Genomic DNA, 13733 nt, shown 5'->3' with positions numbered 1-13733 from the left:
CAAGGGCAGTATCCATCATACTTATGGCCACGCAGCAAGGGGGGTACCCGGTACCGGTCCAGCCGTCGCGGACGGACGGGCGCACCGGGCGGACGGGGGCGCGCTCGGGTTCTCCGGCGCCGCCCCGCTGTCCCGGTCAGTGTGCGCAAGTCACGACGCGGCCCACAATCGGCAGCCGGTCACGGGCCGGGGGCGTTTTGGACGATCAGGCGCTTGACAGCCGGTCAGCGCGTCGCTGAGGCAGGCGGGTGCGGCCTGCCCGGAGCGGCCGGCTCAGAGCGGCCGGCTCAGAGCAGTTCGCCGGTGACGGCCGCGTCGATGACGAAGCCCTTGGCCGGCCCCTCGGGGACGATCGCGTCCTCGCCGTAGGGCGTCCGGACCGAACGGGCATAGCTGCCCCGGACGGTGTCGGGGCCGGAGAGGACGGTGACCGAGCCGCCCTCGTCGAAGTCGTCGATGATCACGTAGACCGGGATGCCCGCCGTGGCGTAGGCACGGTGCTTGCGGACGAGGTCACGCTTGCGGCTCTCGCTGCCGGGCGAGACGGTCTCCACGACCAGGGCGACGCCGGAGGCGAGAACGCCGAGGCCGTCGGGGTGCTCGATCTCTGCCAGGTCGTCGGGAGCGACGAAGACGTCCGGGATGAGGACCTTGAGACCGTGGATGACGTTGCCGTCCTGCCCAGGGCTGTAGCCGCTTCCCCGCAGATGGTCGTACAGGGAGTGGGCCAGCCTCCTGTTCACGGTGAAGTGACGGCTTCCGCCGGTGGGTGACATCTCGATGGCCCCCTCGATGATCTCCGCCCGGAAACCCTGCGGCACGTCCATGGCCGTCCACACCTGCCACAGCGCCTGGTCCAGGTCCACGACGGTCTCCTCAAGTGCGAGCGCGAACATTGAGACACCCCTCTTCCCGTCCAGTCTGAGCACTGGGCCCGATGTGACACAAGCCGTGGCTGCACGCTCGCACACGATCAGCAGCGCCAGCGGGGGAACGCAGCGGCCTCACCCGATCGGGTGGTCACCGCTGGCGGGGGATCTCCATCCGGAAGACGGCGCCGTCGCCCGGGGTGCTGGCGAGGGTGAGGGTGCCGCCGTGGGCGTGGGTGAGGGCGGTGGCGATGGCGAGGCCGAGGCCGGCGCCGCCGCCGTCGTGGCGGCTGCGGGAGGCGTCGACGCGGTAGAAGCGGTCGAAGACGCGTTCGGCCTCGGCGCGGGTGAGGCCCGGGCCGGAGTCGGCGACCTCCAGCAGGCAGTCGCCGTGGGCGGTGCCGACGCCGATCCGGACGGGGGTGCCGGGCGGGGTGTGCTTGACGGCGTTGCCGACCAGGTTCGTGACCACCTGGCGCAGGCGGGCCTCGTCGCCGAGGACGGGGGCGGCGCCGGGGGCGCCGTGGCCGGCGGGGCCGGTGAGGGCGACGGGCCGGGAGGGGTCGAGGGCGGTCAGGTCGTGCAGCGCGTCGGCGGCGAGGGTGCGCAGGTCCATCGGGGCGAGGTCGAGGGGGCGTTCCTCGTCGAGGCGGGCGAGGACGAGGAGGTCCTCGACCATGGTGCCCATCCGGATGGCCTCGTTCTCGATCCGGCCCATGGTGCGGGTGACGTCGGCGGGGGTCGCCAGGGCGCCCATCCGGTACAGCTCGGCGAAGCCGCGGATGCCGGCCAGCGGCGTGCGGAGTTCGTGCGAGGCGTCGGCGACGAAGCGGCGCATCCGGGCCTCGGACTCGGCGCGGGCCGCGAACGCCGCCTCGATCTGGGTGAGCATCCCGTTGAGTGCGGCCGACAGCCGGCCGACCTCGGTGCGGGCGGAGAGTTCCGGCATCCGGTGCGAGAGCTCGCCGGAGGCGATCCGGGCGGCGCCCCGCTCGATGCCGCGCAGCTGCCGCAGTCCGGCCCGGACGGCGAAGAAGCCGAGGCCCGCGATCAGCACCAGGACGACCCCGCCGATCGCGAGGAACGCCGCCCGCAGCCGCCCGACGGTGACGTCGATCTCGTCGCGGGAGACGGCGACCAGCACGTAGGAGGAGCTGGGGGCGGCGTACGGGCCCGCGGTGTTCTGGCGCTGGAGCGGCAGGACGAGGACCCGCCAGGTGCCGTGGCCTCGGCCGTCCGGCAGGTCGAAGGCGGTGTCCGGGTCGGTGGCCGCCAGGTCGAGGCGGCCGAGCTGCGGCGCCGGGTCGCTGTCGGCGATCGGCTGGCGCAGGACCTGCTGGACCTTGCCGTCGGCGGAGAGGTACTGGACGACGTACTGGCTGGGCAGGGTCGTCAGGTACTGCAGGGCCCGCTTGCCGGACAGCGCCGACGGCTGGTTCCGGTCGCCCGGCCGCTCGCCGGCGCTCTGGCGGGTGGCGGCGCGGTGCGACATCGGCTCGGCGAAGCGCAGCAGCTGCTCGTCCATCCGCTCTTCGAGCTGGTGGCGGACGGTGCCGAGGACGACGGCGTCGCTGACCGCGAGGCCGGTGGTGACCAGGACGAGGGAGAGGAGGAGCAGCCGGGCCCGCAGGGACAGGCGCTCCAGGGACGGCCGTCGCATCCGGTGGTCAGTTCTGCGGCGGGCGGCGCAGGGCGTAGCCGATGCCGCGGACGGTGTGGATCAGCTTGGGCCCGTGCGCGGGGCCGGAGTCGAGCTTGCGGCGCAGGTAGGAGATGTACGACTCGACGATGGAGAGGTCGCCGCCGAAGTCGTACGCCCAGACGTGGTCGAGGATCTGGGCCTTGGAGACCACCCGGCCGACGTTGGCGAGCAGGTAGTGCAGCAGCTTGAACTCGGTCGGGGAGAGCGAGACCGGGATCCCGGCGCGGGTCACCTCGTGGGCGATCGGGTCGAGGGTGAGATCGGCGACGACGAGCCGGCCGTCCTCGGCGGGGCCGCCGGCCCGGCGCAGGATGGCGCGGATCCGGGCTATCAGCTCCTCCAGGCTGAACGGCTTGGTGACGTAGTCGTCCGCGCCGACGGCCAGGCCCTGCACCTTGTCGCCGACGCCGTCCTTGGCCGTGAGGAACAGCACCGGCAGGTGGTCCCCGGAGTGCACGGGCCCGGCGATCTGGCCGCGCCTGGTCTGCTCGCGCAGCCGCTCGACGACGGTGAAGCCGTCGAGGTCGGGGAGCATCACGTCGAGGACGATCAGGTCGGGGCGTTCGGCGGCGACGGCGGCGAGCGCCTCGTGGCCGGTCGCGGCGGAGGAGACCCGGAAACCGGAGAACCGCAGCGAGGCGGAGAGCAGCTCGCGGATGTTCGGTTCGTCGTCGACGACGAGGAGGAAGGCTTCACCGGCGGCGGTGCCTGCGGTCGCCGCGGCGCCCGGTGTCGAGACGATCCCTTGCACGGTGGTTCCGCCTCCTGGTCGTACGGGTTGCCGGTGGTACGGGTTGCCGGTCGCCCGGGTGATGCGAGCGATGACGCTGTTCGGACCATAGCCCTGTCGAGGCTATGCACTGTTGATGAATGTTGGATTAACCAGACTAACCGGGCCCGGCAGCCGGGACGCCGGATCCGGGCAGTGACGGGCCCGGCCGGCTGTCTGCCGGCCGGGCCCGGTACGTCCGGTGGCCGCGGGGTCAGCCGCCGGACGAGCTCCTCGCGGCGGTGCCGAACCCGCCGGCCGCCGCCGCGCCCTCGACGAGCTGGCTGGCGGCGTAGCCCCCGGAGGCGTCCGGGGTGCCGACGACGGTGACGCTCTGGCCGGGCTGGAGGTCGCCGACCTTGCCCTCCTTGTTGAGCTGCACCTTGGTGGAGTCGCCGGTGGTCACCTTGATGGTGTTCCCGGCGGCGTCGGTGAGGTAGACGGTGGTGCCGTCGACGACCTTGACGGTGCCCCGGGTGAAGCCCCCGCCGGCCGCCTGGCCGGTGGTGCCGCCGGCCGGCGCGCCCGCCCCGCCGGCCGCCTGGCCCGTGCCGCCGGCCTGGCCCGTGCCCCGGCGGGTGCCGGTACCGGCCGCCGCGCCGCCGTAGCCGCCGGCCGCTCCCGCCGCGGCCTGGCCCCCGTACCCGCCGGGGGCGCCGGCCAGGCCGCCCGTCCGCTGCTGGTTGCCGCCGGGCGCCGCCTGCTTGGTGGTGCCGTGGTTCTGCTGGTACCAGACGCCGCCGCTGAACGCCGCCGCGGCGAGCACCCCGCCGGCCAGGGCGAGGCTCAGCCAGGGCAGCTTGCGGCGCGGCGGCGCGGCCAGTTCGGCGGTGATGTCGCGCGCGTCGGGCGGGGTGCCGAGCAGCTCGACCTGGGCGGCCGGGCTGTTCTGCTCGGTGCGCGCCACCAGGGCGTGGTTGTCGTCGCTCATGGCGGTCAGGACTCCTGGGTCACTCGTGTCGGAGGGCGTCGATGGGACGCAGCGAGGCGGCCCGGTTGGCGGGGTAGCTGCCGAAGAACAGCCCGATGGCGACGGCGATGCCGAACGCGGCGAGCACCGACTCCGGGATCACCACGGGCTTGATGCCGACGATGCTGAAGTGCGAGCCGGCCAGCCCGGCGAGCACCCCGAGCCCGGCACCGAGGACGGAGAGCAGGGTCGACTCGGTGAGGAACTGCCCGAGGATGACGCCCTTGGGCGCGCCGAGCGCCTTCCGGATGCCGATCTCCCTGGTCCGCTCGGTGACGGTGACCAGCATGATGTTGGTGATGCCGATCCCGCCGACCAGCAGCGAGATCGCCGCCACGGCGCCGAGCAGCACGGTGAACGTCTTGCCGGTGCTCTCCCGGGCGGTCAGCAGCGAGGTCTGGTTGCTGATCCGGAAGTCGAGCTTGGTGGCGTCCTTGAGGGCGTGGGTGCCCATCAGGACCTGGGTGATCTCGGCCTGCGCGGCGGTGGTGGTCTCCGCCGAGGTGGCCTGCACCAGGATCTGGCTGACCGATCCGAAGCCGGTGAAGGCGTTCTGCACGGTCGGCAGCGGGGCGATCACCACGTCGTCCGGGTCGCTGAACCCGGTACTGCCCTTGGTCTTCAGCACGCCGGTGACGGTGAACGGCGTGCCGCCGATGACGACCTGCTTGCCGATCGGGTCGGCGGTGTCGAACAGCTGCTTGGCCGTCGTCGCGCCGAGCACGGCGACCTTGCGGGAGTTGAGCACGTCGTCGTTGCTGAAGTAGTCGCCGTGCTCGATCTTCAGGTTGGAGGTCTCGAAGTACGCCGGGTAGGTGCCGACGATCGAGCCCGGACTGTACGAGATGTCGCCGTACAGGGCCGTGCCGCTGGTGGTGACCACCGGTGCGACGGACTTGATGTCGGGCGCCTCGGTGGAGGTGGCCAGCGCCTTGGCGTCCTCGACGGTGAGCTTCTTGGTGGTGGTCGCGGTGCGCGAGCCGCCGAAGGAGGCGCCCGAGGACACCGTCAGCGAGTTGGTGCCCAGCGCCGTGATCGAGTCCTTCACCGCGACGGACGAGCCGTTGCCGACGGCGAGCAGCAGGATCACCGAGGCGACGCCGATCAGCACGCCGAGCATGGTGAGGGCGGAGCGCACCTTGTTGGCGGCCAGGCCGCCGATGGCGAAGCGGAGCATCTGCCAGAGGATCACGGCCGGCCTCCGACCAGTTCGCGGCGGACGACGGCCGGGGGCGGCCCGTCCACCGGGCCCTGCCGGACGTCGGAGACGATCGCCCCGTCCATCAGCCGGATGACCCGCTTGGCGTGGGCGGCGACCTCGTCCTCGTGGGTGATCAGCACGACGGTGCGGCCGATGGCGTTGAGACCGTCGATGATGCCGAGCACCTCCTCCGTCGAGCGGCTGTCCAGGTTTCCGGTCGGTTCGTCGGCGAGCAGCATCGCGGGCGCGGTGACCAGCGCACGGGCGACCGCCACGCGCTGCTGCTGGCCGCCGGACAGCTCGTTCGGCTTGTGCCCGGACCGGTCGGCGAGGCCGACCAGCGAGAGCGCGGCGAGCGCCCGGCGCCGGCGCTCGGCGGAGCGCACGCCCGCGTAGGCGAGCGGCAGTTCCACCTGTGCCAGGGCCGTGGTGCGGGGCACCAGGTTGAACGACTGGAAGATGAAGCCGATCTTGCGGTTGCGGACGAGCGAGAGCTGCTGCTCGTCCAGGTGGCCGACGTCGGTGCCGTCCAGCAGGTAGCGGCCGGCGGTGGGGACGTCGAGGCAGCCGAGGATGTTCATCAACGTGGACTTGCCGGAGCCCGAACTGCCCATCACCGCGACGAAGTCGCCCTGCTCGATGTCCAGGTCGACGCCGAGCGGCTCACCCGTCACCGGGTCGGACGGGCCGTGCAGGGCGTGCACGGTGGCGTCGCCGAAGCCGTACGACTTGGTGACCCGGCGGATCTGGATCACCGGCGGGGGAGCGGAGTCCGTCCGCCCTCCGGAGGTGATCTGGCGTTTCGTCCTCACCGGCCACCGGTCCGGCCTGCACCGGCCGCGCCACCACCGGTTCCGCCGGGGATGGCGGCACCGCCCTGGCCGGTGGTACCGGGGAAGTTGCCCGCCGGGAAGCCGTTGCCGGAGCCCCCGGTGGTGGTCGTGGTCAGCTCGACCTTGTCGCCCTCCTTGAGCCCCTCGGTGACCTGGACGGTGGTGTCACCCTCCACACCGACGGTGACGCTGACCCGGGAGGTGGTGCCGTCCTCCGCCACCACGGTGGCGGTACGGCTGGTGCCCGTCCCGGACAGCGCGGCGGTGGGCAGCGACAGCGCGTTGTCCGCCTCACCGGTGACGACCGAGACGGTGGCGCTGAGGCCCGTCCGCAGCTTGCTGGTGTCACTGGTGATCTGCAGCGTCGCGCCGTACTGCACCGCGCCGCTGGAGCCGCTGGTCGGCAGCGAACTGACCGACAGGACGGTCGCGTTGAGCTTGGTGTCGGACTGCGCGTTGAGCGTGACGGTGGCCGCCTCGCCCTTCTTCAGCTTCAGCGAGTCCAGCTCGGAGAACGACGCGGTGACCTGCATGCCGGTCGGGTTGGTGAGCACGATGAAACCGCTCGGCGCCGACGAGGAGGTGGTGGTCGTACCGGTGGTCTTGGCACCGGTGGAGCTGGTGGACGAGCCGCCGCTGCCGGAGACGGTGTCGCCGGTCTTGTTCGCGACCGAGGCCACCGTGCCGTCCACCGAGGCGGTGAGCGTCGTACCGGCCAGCGCCGTCTGGGCGTTGGTGAGCGTGGTCGTCGCGGTGTCGACCTGCTGCTGGGCCTGGGCGACCGCCGCGTCGTCCACCTTGGTGGTGGTGACGGTGGTGGTCTGCGGCACCGGGGTGGTCGCGGCGGCGGTGGCGCCACCGCTCCTGGAACCGCCCGATTCCGCCGACCCGTTGGAGCCGGAGCTGCCCGAGGAACTGCCGGGGATCTGACTGGTGGTCGTGGTCGTGACGCCGGCCTTGGCCTTCGTCAGGTTGGCCTTCGCGGCCGTGAGCGCCGACTGGGCGGCGTCCACCTGTTGTTGGGCGGCCGTCGTGTCGACGGTCGCCAGCACCTCCCCCTTGGTCACCGTGTCGCCGACCGCCACCTTCACGGCGGTGAGCTTTCCTCCGGTGAGGAAATCCTGAGCGGCATCGGTGGGAGAGGCGAGTGTGCCTGTTCCGGACACCGTGGCCAGGACCGTGCCCTTCGCCACCGTTGCCGTACGTACCTGGGCCTTGCCGGCCGCCACGCTGGTACCGCTGTCCAAGGTGGTGTACACCAGGACGGCGCCGCCCAGGAGGGCCACGCCGAGTGCGGAGTTGACGAGGACGGCACCACGCCGTCGCGGGAGCACCTTCATGGGAGCAAGCCTCGCCCGGGGCTCTTGCGGAGTCCTGAGGCGCACCTGGGAGATGGCTGAGCCCGGAAAACCGGACATCTCCCTACAGAACCGCCCCGCTTTGCCCTGACCCGGCCGTGATCCTCATCGGCGGTTGACCGATCCCCCAGGGAACTCCCAGCCATCCACAGCAAGTCCGCAGTCCGCACCCGTTTCGGCCCGGCCGGCGGCGCCGGTGGCCGCCCCGCCACGGCTGCCCGGACGCTCCCGCTGGGCCGGCAGGCCGGGCGCCGCCGGCCGGGCCGGGGCGGCGGCCCACCGGCTCTCCCGCACCGCCGCCCGGGCCGCTGCCTGGGCGGCCGCCCGGGTGGCGGTCCGGCCGGTGCGGGCCGGTGGCTCGGTGAGCACCCTGTCCAGCCGGGCGACCAGGACGGCCTGCGGGTCGACGTCGGCCCGGTACGGGCCGCCCCCGGCGCGACCGCCCAACTCAGCCGGTTCGAACCGGTGTTCCGCCATCGCGGCGACCGCCGCCAGCCGGGACGGATGCCGCACCGGCAGCCCGACGGCGGCCGGCCGCAGGTCCACGGGCAGCGCCCCCGTGAACTCCCGCCACTGCCGCGCACGCTCCCCGGCCCCGGCAGCCTCGCGCGTCACGCGCGCCCGCGCGCGGGGGGCCTGTACGTGATCAACGACGGGAAGCTCCACCTGGGAAACACCGTGGGAGACATCCTGGGTGTGCGGGGGTCCGTCCCCCTCACCTCCCCGGGGGTCCGCCCCCCTCCCCACCCCGGGGGTCCGTCCCCCCATCCAGTCCGGCCGCTCCCGCCCCTCGGGCCGCTCACGCCGCGACTCCACCAGGGACTCGACAGCCGCCGCCCAGTCCGGCTCCCACCCCGGCACCACCAGCGCGTACACCACCGCGAAACCCCGCTGGATCTCCCCGACCACCCGCACCAACCCCGCCGCGATCGCCGCCCGCAGGTACCGCCGGGCGTCCTTCACGTCGCACATCGCCCCGAGCGCGATCTGCCCCAGCGGGATGCCGTCACCGCTGCGCCGGAACCGCAGCACGCCGTCCTCGTTCGCCAGCGAGTGCAGGCTGTGCAGGATCTTCAGGAACCCCCCGGACAACGCCTTGGGCATACCCGCCGTCCACCGCCACGCCAGCGACGTCCGGAAGGCGTGCGCCACCGACGTCCCCCGCAGCGAAGGGTCCCGACCGACTGGAGCACCGCCACCTTCGCGCGCCCCCTCCCCGCCCTGCACGCCCCGATCGTCCACTGCCAACACGCCTGACATCACGGCCTCCTGGCCCCACCCACCCACTCCGGGATGGCCCGCCAACCGCCACGAACGGCGGAAGAACTGGGCATCGGCCTGCGGAGCGGGCATACTGGGACTCGTTGTTCAGGCTGGGCGACGTAACTGCCAAGTAGAGGCGCCCGGCCGGGTTTATGGGAATGGCTCCGGACCGAAAGGTTCGGAGCCATTTGCATAATACGGGGCGTCAGGCATTTCTGAATTCTTCCGACAATCCGTCAATTGCTTTTCCGCAGGAGCCTGTCCGTCATTTCCGGGGCACCCTGGCAGGCCCCTCGCGCAGCCCCGCCAGGAAACGGGATCCGCGGGAATGACGTCGGCCGGGAGCGACCGACCTGAGCGTGCCCCTCCGGCTCGCTGTCGACGGGTTTCGCCCGACCCTTCGTGGGCGGCGAACGGAGGTACTCGCCGCCGCCGCACCACGCCGCCGGCCCTCACCTGGACCAGGCGTCCTGCATGCCCCGGTAGTCGGTGACCACGATGCCTTCGCTCTCGAACAACTCACGCGTCTGCGGCGCCGTCAGGAACTCGTGGTCCGTGCGCCGGACGCGCCAACCGTCGTCGAGGTCACGGGACTCTGCGGCTCCGGTGCCCGGGTGGACGGCCCACTCACTGAGGCCGGGCGGCAGCTGGTCGTCGCAGTTGACGATCAGCACCCGCGCGTCGGGCGGGAACCCCAGCAGCTCACTCGACAGTCCGTCCATGCCCGCAGTGTGTTCCGCCGCACGGACGGCGCGCACGGGAGATTCCGTGCCCGTCCGCTGTCACACCGGCCCGGTGCGGCGGGTCATGACGGTGAGGGCCGCAGGGCCCGGCCGGCGCGGCCCGCACCGGCACCCTTCCGATGGGAGCACCTCTGATGTCCACCGCCTACGTCGTCGTCACCGTCCTCGCCGCCGCGCTGGCGGGGTTCTCCGCCGGTTCCGTCTTCCTCGGTGCCCGGTGGACCGTCGAGCCGTTGGCCGAGTACGGCGTCCCCCGGGCCTGGTGGGTCTGGCTCGGCACCGCGAAGGCGGCGGGCGCGGCGGGCCTGCTGGCCGGCCTGGCCGTACCGGTCGTCGGCGTACTGGCCGGCGCCGGGCTGGTGCTGTACTTCGCCGGGGCCGTCCTCACCGTGGCGCGGGCGCGCCGGTACTCCCACATCGCGTTCCCGCTGGTGTACGCGGCGCCGGTGGTCGGCGCCCTCGCCCTGGGGTTCGCGGCCTGAGCCGCGGACCTCACGCTGCCGCAGGGGGCGGGAGCCCGTACCTCTAGAGTTCTTCCGTCCCCCCGCACGCACCCGCGGCCCCGGCCGGGCGGCGCGTGCCGACCCCGACCCCGACCCCGGACGAGACCGAGGAGCAACCGTGACCGACCTGGCGCCCATCACCCTGCAGCAGGAGATCGCCCGCGAGCTCGAGGTGAGCCCGTCGTTCGACGCGGAGCAGGAGATCGAGCGCCGGGTGGCCTTCCTCGCCGGCCGCCTGACCTCCACCGGCCTGCGCTCACTCGTCCTGGGCATCAGCGGCGGGGTGGACTCCACGACCGCGGGCCGGCTCTGCCAGCTCGCCGTCGAGCGGGTCCGTGCCACCGGGCAGGAGGCGACCTTCTTCGCGATGCGGCTGCCGTACGGCGTCCAGGCCGACGAGAAGGACGCGCAGCTGGCGCTGGAGTTCATCCGGGCCGACCGGGTGCTGACCGTCGACGTGAAGGCCGCCAGCGACGCCGCCCTGGACGCGGTGCTGGCCGGCGACACGGTCTTCCGCGACGCGCACCACCAGGACTTCACGCACGGCAACATCAAGGCCCGCCAGCGCATGGTCGCCCAGTACGCGGTGGCGGGCGCGCACGACGGCCTGGTGGTGGGCACCGACCACGCCGCCGAGGCGGTCTCCGGCTTCTTCACCAAGTTCGGCGACGGCGCGGCCGACCTGGTGCCGCTCACCGGCCTCACCAAGCGGCGGGTGCGGGCCGTCTCGCAGGCCCTCGGCGCCCCGTCCGAGCTGATCTGGAAGACCCCGACCGCCGACCTGGAGACGCTGGCTCCCGGCAAGCCCGACGAGGACGCGCTCGGCGTCACCTACGACGACATCGACGACTTCCTGGAGGGCAAGCCGGTCGGCGACGCCGCCTTCACCGCCATCGTCGGCCGCTACCGCCTCACCGAGCACAAGCGGCAGCTGCCGATCGCCCCCTGAGGCGGGCGGCCCCGTCCCGGCCCCGGGTGGTTCAGCCGCCCGCCGCCTGCACCGTGTGCCGGAGCAGCAGGGCGGTGGTGACCGGCCCGACGCCGCCGGGGACGGGGGTCAGGGCGCCGGCTCGGTCGGCGACGGAGGCGGCGTCGACGTCCCCGGTCAGGCCGCCGTCCTCGGTGGGGTTGGTGCCGACGTCGACCACGACGGCGCCGCGTCCGACGTGCTCGGCGGTGATCAGGCCGGGGCGGCCGACCGCGGCGACCAGGATGTCGGCGGCGGAGGTGACGGCTGCCAGGTCCGCCGTGCGGGAGTGGCAGACGACGACGGTGGCGTCGCGGTTCAGCAGCAGGTGGGCGGCGGGTTTGCCGACCACGGTGGAGCGGCCGACGACGGCGACCAGGCGGCCGGAGAGGTCGACCTCGTGGTGGTCGAGGATCGCCAGCACGGCCTCGGCGGTCGCCGGGGCGAAGGCCGGGAGCCCGCTGGCGAGGCGGCCCAGGGAGAGCGGGTTGGCGCCGTCGACGTCCTTCTCGAAGGCGATGGCGGAGGCGAGGTCCTCCAGGGCGGCGCCGGCCGGCAGCGGGGTCTGCAGGATGATGCCGTGCACGGTGTCGTCGGCGCTCAGCCGGGCCAGCGTGGCGCGGATGGTGTCCGCCGCCGCGTCCGGGCCGAGCTCGACGAGGTCGCAGGTGATGCCGGCCGTGGCGGCGGCCTTGGCGATCGAGCGGACGTACCAGGCGCTGGACTCGTCGGCGGTGGCGATCACCACGGCCAGCCTCGGCGATGTCCCGGCGGCGGTCAGCGCGGCGGCGCGGGCGGCGGCCTCGGTGCGGACGGCGGCGGCGAGGTCCCGGCCGGACAGGCTGAGCGCGCTCAACGGCTGATCTCCTTGCGGACGGCGGCGGTGACCTGCTCGGCGCGCGCGGCGACCTCGTCGACGCGGGCCGCGTCGGCGGCGAGCGCGGCGCGGGCGTCCTCGTCCCGGATGCCGCCGAGGTTGATCTCGATGTTCACCCGGGCCGTGGTGGCGGCCGCGCGGGCGGCCTCGGCGGCGGCGGCCACGTCCGTGACGACGTTGCGGTTGCCGACCGGCAGCAGTTCCTCGGCGAGGGCGACCAGCACCCGGGCGACGCCGACGACCTCGGCGGGCGGGCGCGCGGCCCCGGTCAGCGCGGCGGCGATGGCGGCCGACCGGGCGGCCTTGTCGTCCTCGGTGCCGCCGGGCAGCCGGTAGGCGTCGGTGACGGCGGTGAAGGCCGCCGCGTCCTCGTCCGCGAGTTGCAGCGCACGGGCCCGCAGGCCGTCGCTCTCGGCGGTGATCCGCTCGATCACGGCGGCGTGGGCGGCGTACTTCTCCCCGGTGCTGTAGCGGGCGACCATGCTCAGCAGGGCCGCCGCCTGGGCGGCGTGCAGGGCGGCGGACGCTCCCCCGCCCGGCGCGGGCACCCTGTCCGCGAGCTGGTCCAGGAAGTCGCCGATCGTCTCGTCGCGCAGGGGCACGGGGGTCTCCGGTGGGTGGTCGGGCACGGCGGGGCTCAGTGCGGGATGGTGTCGATCAGCTCGCGGGCGCCCTGGCGCAGCAGCGCGACGGCGACGGACGTGCCGAGGGTGGCCGGGTCGAGCGGGCCGGCCCACTCGTGGGCGTCCAGGACGGTCTTGCCGTCCGGCGAGAACACCCGGGCCCGCAGCGACAGCCGGCCGTCGCGCTCGGCCTTGGCGTAGCCGGCGATCGGGCTGTTGCAGTGGCCCTGGAGGACGTGCAGGAACATCCGCTCGGCGGTGGTCTCGCGCCAGGTGCCGGCGTCGCCGAGCCCGGCGACGGCGTCGATGGTGATGCTGTCGTCCTCGCGGCACTGCAGGCCGAGGACACCGGCGCCGATCGGCGGGCACATCGTCTCCACCGGCAGGATCTCGGTGATCAGCTCGCGGCGGCCGATCCGCTCCAGCCCGGAGACCGCCAGCAGCAGCGCGTCGGCCTCGCCTGCGGCCAGCTTCTCCAGCCGCCGGTTGGCGTTGCCGCGCATCGGGACGCACTCCAGGTGCGGGTGGGTGACGGCGAGTTGGGCCCGGCGGCGGACGGACGAGGTGCCGATCCGGGCGCCGGCGGGCAGCTCGTCCAGGGTGAGGCCGCCCTGGTGGATCACGGCGTCGCGGATGTCGTCGCGCTTCAGGAAGCCGGCGAAGACGGTGCCCGCCGGGAGCGGCCGGTCGGCCGGGACGTCCTTGACGCAGTGCACGGCGAGGTCGGCGTCGCCCGCGAGCAGCGCGGCGTCGACCTCCTTGGTGAAGGCGCCCTTGCCGCCGAGCAGGGCGAGGTCGCCCATCCAGCGGTCCCCGGAGGTGGTGACGGGAACGACCTCCGTCCTGATCCCGGGATGCAGGGCGGCCAGTTCGGCCCGGACGCGCTCCACCTGGGCGAGCGCCATGGGGGAGGAGCGGGAGACGATACGGATCAGCTCGGCAGTGGGCATAGCAGAAACGATAGACCGTCAGATCCCTTGTCCGGCAACGGCGCCGCCCGGGAGCCCCCGGATGCGCAGACGGCCGGAAGGGGCGCACCGCCCTCGGCGGTGCGC

The 13733-nt window shown here is 73.6% G+C and carries 14 protein-coding genes; 2 read left to right on the top strand and 12 right to left on the bottom strand.

The window, feature by feature from the left end; all coding sequences use genetic code 11:
* Positions 1 to 287: 287 nt before the first annotated feature.
* The 9 genes from ACFUK0_RS29020 to ACFUK0_RS28980 form a co-directional block, all read right to left on the bottom strand.
* Positions 288 to 896, bottom strand: coding sequence for a Uma2 family endonuclease (locus ACFUK0_RS29020; protein WP_380255382.1), 609 nt, complete (start codon positions 894 to 896; stop codon positions 288 to 290).
* 124 nt (positions 897 to 1020) lie between these two features.
* Positions 1021 to 2529, bottom strand: a complete 1509-nt coding sequence (locus ACFUK0_RS29015) for a sensor histidine kinase (protein ID WP_380255380.1) — start codon at positions 2527 to 2529, stop codon at positions 1021 to 1023.
* 7 nt (positions 2530 to 2536) lie between these two features.
* On the bottom strand, positions 2537 to 3313 hold the full coding sequence (locus tag ACFUK0_RS29010) for a response regulator transcription factor (protein ID WP_380255410.1): 777 nt from the start codon (positions 3311 to 3313) through the stop codon (positions 2537 to 2539).
* A 241-nt stretch (positions 3314 to 3554) separates the two neighbouring features.
* Entirely contained in the window at positions 3555 to 4271 is a 717-nt protein-coding gene (locus ACFUK0_RS29005) for a hypothetical protein (protein ID WP_380255378.1), read from the bottom strand.
* 19 nt (positions 4272 to 4290) lie between these two features.
* Positions 4291 to 5502, bottom strand: coding sequence for an ABC transporter permease (locus ACFUK0_RS29000; protein WP_380255376.1), 1212 nt, complete (start codon positions 5500 to 5502; stop codon positions 4291 to 4293).
* Positions 5499 to 6266 (bottom strand): ABC transporter ATP-binding protein, encoded by a 768-nt coding sequence (locus ACFUK0_RS28995; protein ID WP_380255374.1) that lies wholly within the window; start codon positions 6264 to 6266, stop codon positions 5499 to 5501. Before ACFUK0_RS28995 ends, ACFUK0_RS29000 begins: the two co-directional genes overlap by 4 nt.
* A 53-nt stretch (positions 6267 to 6319) precedes the next feature.
* Positions 6320 to 7684: an efflux RND transporter periplasmic adaptor subunit gene (locus tag ACFUK0_RS28990; protein WP_380255372.1), complete on the bottom strand. Its 1365-nt coding sequence runs from the start codon at positions 7682 to 7684 to the stop codon at positions 6320 to 6322.
* Between the two features lie 123 nt (positions 7685 to 7807).
* Complete coding sequence (locus ACFUK0_RS28985; RefSeq protein ID WP_380255370.1) at positions 7808 to 8806, bottom strand: hypothetical protein; 999 nt, start codon at positions 8804 to 8806, stop codon at positions 7808 to 7810.
* Between the two features lie 611 nt (positions 8807 to 9417).
* A complete protein-coding gene (locus tag ACFUK0_RS28980; RefSeq protein ID WP_380255368.1) occupies positions 9418 to 9687 on the bottom strand; it encodes a hypothetical protein in 270 nt (89 codons plus the stop codon).
* A 155-nt stretch (positions 9688 to 9842) separates the two neighbouring features.
* Between ACFUK0_RS28980 and ACFUK0_RS28975 the strand changes: the two genes are divergently transcribed.
* Positions 9843 to 10190 carry a DoxX family protein gene (locus ACFUK0_RS28975; protein ID WP_380255366.1) on the top strand — a complete coding sequence of 116 codons (348 nt, stop codon included), beginning with the start codon at positions 9843 to 9845 and terminating at the stop codon, positions 10188 to 10190.
* A 139-nt stretch (positions 10191 to 10329) separates the two neighbouring features.
* Positions 10330 to 11160 carry an ammonia-dependent NAD(+) synthetase gene (gene nadE / locus ACFUK0_RS28970; protein WP_380255364.1) on the top strand — a complete coding sequence of 277 codons (831 nt, stop codon included), beginning with the start codon at positions 10330 to 10332 and terminating at the stop codon, positions 11158 to 11160.
* 31 nt (positions 11161 to 11191) lie between these two features.
* Here the strand turns inward: nadE and ACFUK0_RS28965 are convergent, their stop codons facing one another.
* The 3 genes from ACFUK0_RS28965 to hemC are packed head-to-tail and all read right to left on the bottom strand — an operon-like array spanning position 11192 to position 13628.
* Positions 11192 to 12034: a bifunctional 5,10-methylenetetrahydrofolate dehydrogenase/5,10-methenyltetrahydrofolate cyclohydrolase gene (locus ACFUK0_RS28965; RefSeq protein ID WP_380255362.1), complete on the bottom strand. Its 843-nt coding sequence runs from the start codon at positions 12032 to 12034 to the stop codon at positions 11192 to 11194.
* The gene (locus ACFUK0_RS28960; RefSeq protein ID WP_380255360.1) at positions 12031 to 12684 is read right to left on the bottom strand and encodes a cyclodeaminase/cyclohydrolase family protein; all 654 of its coding nucleotides are present in this window, start codon (positions 12682 to 12684) and stop codon (positions 12031 to 12033) included. Before ACFUK0_RS28960 ends, ACFUK0_RS28965 begins: the two co-directional genes overlap by 4 nt.
* An 8-nt stretch (positions 12685 to 12692) precedes the next feature.
* Positions 12693 to 13628, bottom strand: a complete 936-nt coding sequence (gene hemC / locus ACFUK0_RS28955) for a hydroxymethylbilane synthase (RefSeq protein WP_380255358.1) — start codon at positions 13626 to 13628, stop codon at positions 12693 to 12695.
* Between the last annotated feature and the right edge of the window lie 105 nt (positions 13629 to 13733).

Source organism: Kitasatospora sp. NPDC057223 (assembly GCF_042669755.1).
Taxonomy (GTDB): Bacteria; Actinomycetota; Actinomycetes; order Streptomycetales; family Streptomycetaceae; genus Kitasatospora.
This window is presented reverse-complemented; position numbering and strand designations above follow the sequence as displayed.

What these genes read in the sequence shown, in the direction of transcription:
- ACFUK0_RS29020 (WP_380255382.1), bottom strand. Translation starts at nt 896, where the DNA reads ATGTTCGCGCTCGCACTTGAGGAGACCGTCGTGGACCTGGACCAGGCG.
- ACFUK0_RS29015 (WP_380255380.1), bottom strand. Translation starts at nt 2,529, where the DNA reads ATGCGACGGCCGTCCCTGGAGCGCCTGTCCCTGCGGGCCCGGCTGCTC.
- ACFUK0_RS29005 (WP_380255378.1), bottom strand. Translation starts at nt 4,271, where the DNA reads ATGAGCGACGACAACCACGCCCTGGTGGCGCGCACCGAGCAGAACAGC.
- ACFUK0_RS28990 (WP_380255372.1), bottom strand. Translation starts at nt 7,684, where the DNA reads ATGAAGGTGCTCCCGCGACGGCGTGGTGCCGTCCTCGTCAACTCCGCA.
- ACFUK0_RS28985 (WP_380255370.1), bottom strand. Translation starts at nt 8,806, where the DNA reads ATGCCCAAGGCGTTGTCCGGGGGGTTCCTGAAGATCCTGCACAGCCTG.
- ACFUK0_RS28980 (WP_380255368.1), bottom strand. Translation starts at nt 9,687, where the DNA reads ATGGACGGACTGTCGAGTGAGCTGCTGGGGTTCCCGCCCGACGCGCGG.
- ACFUK0_RS28975 (WP_380255366.1), top strand. Translation starts at nt 9,843, where the DNA reads ATGTCCACCGCCTACGTCGTCGTCACCGTCCTCGCCGCCGCGCTGGCG.
- hemC (WP_380255358.1), bottom strand. Translation starts at nt 13,628, where the DNA reads ATGCCCACTGCCGAGCTGATCCGTATCGTCTCCCGCTCCTCCCCCATG.